4 protein-coding genes are annotated in these 5,719 nt (G+C 69.2%); all 4 read right to left on the reverse strand.

Annotated elements, in window-relative coordinates:
* Positions 1-257: hypothetical protein (locus tag GF405_02545; protein MBD3367039.1), on the reverse strand; the 257-nt coding region annotated here is incomplete at its 3' end.
* A gap of 124 nt (positions 258-381) precedes the next feature.
* Complete coding sequence (locus GF405_02550) at positions 382-3,000, reverse strand: hypothetical protein (protein ID MBD3367040.1); 2,619 nt, start codon at positions 2,998-3,000, stop codon at positions 382-384.
* 10 nt (positions 3,001-3,010) lie between these two features.
* Positions 3,011-4,621 carry an Asp-tRNA(Asn)/Glu-tRNA(Gln) amidotransferase subunit GatB gene (gatB, locus tag GF405_02555; protein MBD3367041.1) on the reverse strand — a complete coding sequence of 537 codons (1,611 nt, stop codon included), beginning with the start codon at positions 4,619-4,621 and terminating at the stop codon, positions 3,011-3,013.
* On the reverse strand, positions 4,450-5,719 hold a 1,270-nt coding region (gene gatA / locus GF405_02560), incomplete at its 5' end, for an Asp-tRNA(Asn)/Glu-tRNA(Gln) amidotransferase subunit GatA (GenBank protein ID MBD3367042.1). The genes gatA and gatB, both read right to left, overlap by 172 nt.

Consider the following 5,719-nt stretch of genomic DNA (forward strand, 5'->3'; position numbering starts at 1 on the left):
ACCTCGGGAACGGCCGCCTGCCCGGCCAGATACCCGATCGACCGGAGGCGTCTGACCTCCTCCTTCTGTTCCTCGGTCATTTCACGGTCGACCTGCATGTGCCAGCGGCCGCCCGGATCCTCCCACATCGCGAGGTCGTCCCCGGACAGCTCGGCATCGGGGGTCTCCTCCCCTCCGCAACCTCCGGAGAGAACAAGCAGCGCGAGCGCGAACGGCGCGAGACATCGAACGACGTGACGGTTCTCGTATCGGAGCATCGGGTCCTCCCGGTCCCTGCGTTGCCCGGCCAACCACAGAACATCATAGCATGCGGCGCGGCGACCTCAAATCGCCGCGCCTCGCCTCGTCGCCCCGAATGGACGGGCCGGTATCGAACGGACACTAGAGGGACAACCAGTAGGTCACCTTCGCGAGGATCACGTTCTCGGGCTCAGGGTCGAAGAGGGCGTCCGGATCGAGGTCGTTCCCGAAACCGGTTCCCGCGCTCCCGTACTCGCTCCGCTCGTCGTAGACCTCGCGGCCCTGCTTCCAGACGAGATAGAACGAGCTCCCCGGAGCGTAGTCCCAGCGAAGGACCGCGTTCAGGTTGAGCGACGCGTAGCGGAAGTCGTAGTCGGCGGCGGCGAGGCCGTTGTCCGACAAGATGTCGGCGGCGTCGCTGAGATCGAACGAGGCCGGCGCCGCGAGTTCCCTGGGATTCGAGTAGTCGCCGACCGTGATGTACGGCTGAGCGTAGAGCTGTAGAGAGAGGTTCCTCGAGAAGAGGGCCTCGGTCCTGAGCGTCAGGTCGAAGGTCCGCTGGTCGAGCTCCGCGAAGACGTAGCTGACACCGCCGATGCCGCCGTCCGGGTTCCTGAAGTTCTCGAGGTGCTGGGCTTCCGCGTGGCGCCGCTGGTAGGCGGCGCTCAGGCGGAACGTCACACGGCTGGATGGCGTCCAGCGTCCGCCCAGCCCGACCCGCATGTTGGTGCTTCCTACATCGTCCCAGGCGTAGTGGGAGTGCGAGTTGAACGCGTAGGGCTTCCTCCAATCCGAGTCGAATCCGAACCAGATGAAGGTCGTGTTCGGGTCCACCATGAGCGGGCCGCGAACGTCCTCGTAGCGTCTCGTCTCGTACTTCGAGACCTGGTCGAACTCGTACTCGGCGCCCCAGTGGAAGGACCAGAAATTCGGGAACCGGCCCCATCCGTCCAGCTCGATCGAGCCGCCCGTCGGATGGCCTCGGTCGTACGACCAGGTCGTCTCCCCGGTGTCCAGGTCGTATCCGGTCCTCGGGGCGTGGAGCCATCCGGCGTGCGCTCCGAGCTCGATGTTGCCCCGCTGCAGGATCGCGTTCTCTCGGTCTCCTGTCATCTCATATTGGATCCAGCCCCCGACACCGAGATCGTCGGCGGCGCTCAGGAACCCGACGTCGTTCAGGTCGAGATCCTCCGTCTCCCATCGACCGTTGACGCCGCCGACCCACGTCCCGCCGAGCTTCCGGAGTTCGATGTTCCCACCGGTCCCGAAAGCCCGCTCGTGTGGGGTCGACGGGTCGTCGGGGTCGGGGGCGGGATCGACCGCCGAGCCCACGAACGACGCGCCGATGTTGTAGTCCCTGTCGTGGAAGTTCAGGTCGACGTCTGCGCCCGTGGTGAACGCCTCGCGGTGGTCCATCCGGCCCTCGTCGTCCTCGTAGCCGTAGTCGTGCAGGACCGCCGTCTGCATGATGTGCATGCTGTGGGCGCCGTCTGCGAACCGGCGCCCGATGCGCGCCACGCCGTACCGGATGACGTTGTCGCCGTCGCGCCGGAACTGAAGCTCGGCGGGCTCCCGCATCTCGTCGGTCTCGGCGAAGAGCCCCGCCACCGACCAGTCGCCGACCTTCCCTGTCAGCTTCCCGGCGTAGCGGATACGCGAGTCCTCATCGCCGGTGCCGATGCGCCTGGAGTAGAACATGTTAAAGCCCGGGTGGCTGAAGTACTGGCGCCCCTCGATGAAGAACGGCCGCTTTTCCTCGTACCAGGTCTCGAAGGGCGACAGGTTCAGAAGTGCGGGGTCGGCCTCGACCTGACCGAAGTCGGGTTGGACCGTCGCGTTCAGCGTGAGGTTCGCGGTGACCGCAGTCGAGACGTCCGCGCCGATGCTCTGTCTGAGGTCGGCGTCGTCGACACCCCCGGCCGCATACGGCGCGATCTCGACGCGCCGGGATGAGGGAACGTCCCTGAGACCGCGGATCTCACCGAATCGGCTGACGAAGCCCCGGGTCTCCTGGTCCCACGTGACCCAGCTCGTGTCCTCGCCGATGTCGTACATCATCCGGTAGACGTTGAGACCCCAGACCATGTCGTCGGACCGGCGGTAGCGGACCGCCGAGAAGGGAACGCGGAACTCAGCGTACCAGCCGTCCTCGTCTTCCCAGGTCTCGACCTCCCAGACGGCGTTCCAGTCGCGGTCCATCGAGCTGCCGTCGCCGGCGACCGAACGGTCGCCCTGGATGCCGAGGGGGTTCACCCGGAAGTTGTACCCGGTCGTGCGGTCGAAGTAGGGGTCGACGTAGATGCTGACGACGTCCGACGCGCTGATGCGGTCGCGGCGGCACAGCCTGGCGCTCACACAGGACGCATCCGAGACGTGGCAGGCGACGCCGAAGTAGAAGGCCTCGTCGTCGTAGAGCACCTTGAAGACGGTCTCCTCGCTCGGCGCCGCGCCCCTGTCCGGATCCCACACCCGGAACCCGCACGCGCGCTCGGCCTCCCGCCAGGCGGGCTCGTCGAGAAGCCCGTCGACGGTGATCGAACCATCGCCGACGCGCGACGCGTGGACCACCGGCACATCGCCGCCGGGCTCGGGGCAGTCACGCGCCTCGAACCCCGCGAAGCCCGCGAGGGCGACGAGCGGCATGAGAGCAGCAGACACCACGGCAGGTACGAGCAGTCGGATCACAGAACCCTCCGTTCGCGACGCGTGCTGGACGTACCGGTCCTCTCTCAGACCCGGCACGCGCCGTCCGGGTTGCATCGGCGAGCGACTAGCCCGCCTCGAGAGCCGATTCCAGAAGCTCAGCCGCGCGGCGCGGGTCGGCTCTGCCCCCGGTCTCTCGCATCACGAGACCGACGAAGTGCTTGAGGAGCTTCCTTTCCCCGGCCCTCCACCTCGCCGCCTCCTCGGGGTGGCTCTCGACGATCCTCTCGACGGTCCGTCGGAGGTCGTCGTCATCGACGCCCGTGAGACCGAGCCGCTCGATGAGCTCATCGACGGACTCGCTCGACTCCGCGGCCGCCTTCAGCAGCACGCGCGCCGCGGGCTCACTGACGACGCCGTCGTACCGGGCGCGCACGACCGCCGCGAGCTTCCCGGGCGTGAGGAGCGCCTCCGGCAGCTCCTCGAGCCCGACCCCCCGCTCGTGCGCCAGGGCGATGACGGGACCGACCACCCAGTTCGCGAGCACCGCGCCCGCATCCGGCCTGTCGAGGGCGCGCGCGGCGCGGTCGAAGAGCGACAGGACATGGGGATCGGCCGCGATGACCTCGATCTGCTCGTCCGTAAGGCAGTGGGCCGTGCGCAGCCTCTCCGCCGCCCGTGCGGGGAGCTCCGGCATGTGCGAACGGAGCCGCTCGACGCGCTCGGGCGCGAGTTGGAACGGTCCAAGGTCGGGGTCCGGGAAGTAGCGGTAGTCGGACTCCTCCTCCTTCGAGCGCATCGCGACGGCGCGGTCCTGCGCCTCGTCCCAGGCGAGCGTCGCGTGCCGCACGCGCCCGCCACGCTCGAGGACATCCGTCTGGCGTTCGATCTCGAAGACGAGAGCCCGCGAGACCGCTCGGAACGAGTTGAGGTTCTTGATCTCGGTCTGCGTGCCGCGCCCGTCCGCATCCGGTGTCCTCAGCGAGACGTTCGTGTCGAAGCGAATCGAGCCCTCGTGCATCCGGCCGGTCGCGACACCGAGGAAGACGAGCGCGCGGCTCAGTGCCTTCAGGAAGTCTCCGGCGGCCTCGACGGAGTGGATGTCGGGCTCGGTCACGATCTCGACGAGCGGGACGCCGGAGCGGTTCATGTCGACCAGACTCGGGGAACCCGGCGGGCCGTGCACCGTCTTGCCCGCGTCCTCCTCCAGATGGACCCGCCGGATGCGGACCGGCGGTCCTCCCGGCGGCTCGAACCGGCCGCCCGTGGCGACGGGGCGGGCGTACTGCGTGATCTGATAGCCCTTCGGCAGGTCGGGATAGAAGTAGTTCTTCCTCGCGAACCGCGTGACATCGGCCATCCCCCCGCCGACGGCCAGCGCTGTGAGGATCGCGAGGTCGAGCGCCGACGCGTTCAGGACCGGGAGCGCGCCGGGCAGGCCGAGGCAGACGGGGCACACGCGGGTATTCGGCTCGCCCCCCACCTCGTTGGGACACGAGCAGAAGAGCTTCGTCCGCGTGACGAGCTGGGCATGGACCTCGAAACCTATGTCGGGGACGTAGCGGCTCACGTCGAACCTCCGTCCCGTGACCCTTCGTCCGAGCCGAGCGCCGGCGACGCGTCGCGGAACGGGGCGACGCGCTCGAGTGCGGCGGCCGCACGGAAGAGAACGGCCTCGTCGAAACGCGGCGCCACGAGCTGGACCCCGACCGGCAGCCCGTCGCCCGCAACCGACCACGGAACCGAGGCCGCCGGAACGCCCGCGAGGCTCGTCGGCGCGGTGAAGACGTCCGAGAGATACATGGAGAGCGGGTCGTCCGCCCGCTCTCCCAGTCTGAAGGCCGTGCCGGGCGTGACCGGCGTCAGGAGCACCTCGCACGCGGAGAACGCGGCGTCGAAGTCGGCCGCGATGAGGCTTCGCACCCTCTGCGCCGTCAGGTAGTACCGGTCGCGGTACCCGGCGGAGAGAGCGAACGTACCGAGCACGATGCGGCGCTTCACCTCCTCGCCGAAGCCCTCGGTCCGTGTGCGCACGACCAGATCGTCCTCGTCGCGGGCGTCGGCCGGCGCGGCACCGTAACGGATCCCGTCGTAGCGGGCGAGATTCGAGGAGGCCTCCGCATCGGCCAGTACGTGATACGCGGCGACGCCGTAGCCCGTGTGGGGCATGCCGACCCGCGTCACGCTCGCTCCGGCGTCCTCGAGCGCCCGGGCCGCGTCCAGGACCGCCTGCCGGACGGGTTCCTCGAGCCCGTCGCCGAGATACTCCTCCGGCAGACCGACACGAACCCCCGGGACGCTCTCCTGTGCCGCTCGGGCGTAGTCGTCGACGCCGCGCTCGGAGGAGGTCGCGTCCAGGGGATCGCGCCCGGCGATGACTGAGAGCACGGCGGCCGCGCCGGCCACGTCGCGGGAGATCGGACCGATGGTGTCGAGCGACGAGGCGAAGGCGACAAGGCCGCTCCGCGAGACGCGACCGTAGGTCGGCTTGACGCCGACGACGCCGCAGAATGCGGCCGGCTGACGGACCGACCCGCCGGTGTCGGTCCCGAGCGCGAGCGGCGCAAGTCCCGCCGCCACGGCCGCGGCCGAGCCGCCGCTCGAGCCGCCCGGCACCCGCTCCGCATCCCAGGGGTTCTTCACCGGACCGAAACCCGAGTTCTCGTTGGACGAACCCATGCCGAACTCGTCGAGATTGGCCTTCGCGACGACGACGGCCCCTCCGCGCCGGGCCCGTTCGACGGCGGTCGCGTCTCCCGGGGCACGGTATCCCTCCAGCAGCCGGGAACCCGCCGTGGTCGGAAGGTCGCGCGTGGCAATGTTGTCTTTGATGACG

It is taken from the genome of Candidatus Effluviviaceae Genus V sp. (assembly GCA_014728125.1).
Lineage (GTDB): Bacteria > Joyebacterota > Joyebacteria > Joyebacterales > Joyebacteraceae > WJMD01.

What these genes read in the sequence shown, in the direction of transcription:
- GF405_02550 (MBD3367040.1), bottom strand. Translation starts at nt 3,000, where the DNA reads ATGCAACCCGGACGGCGCGTGCCGGGTCTGAGAGAGGACCGGTACGTC.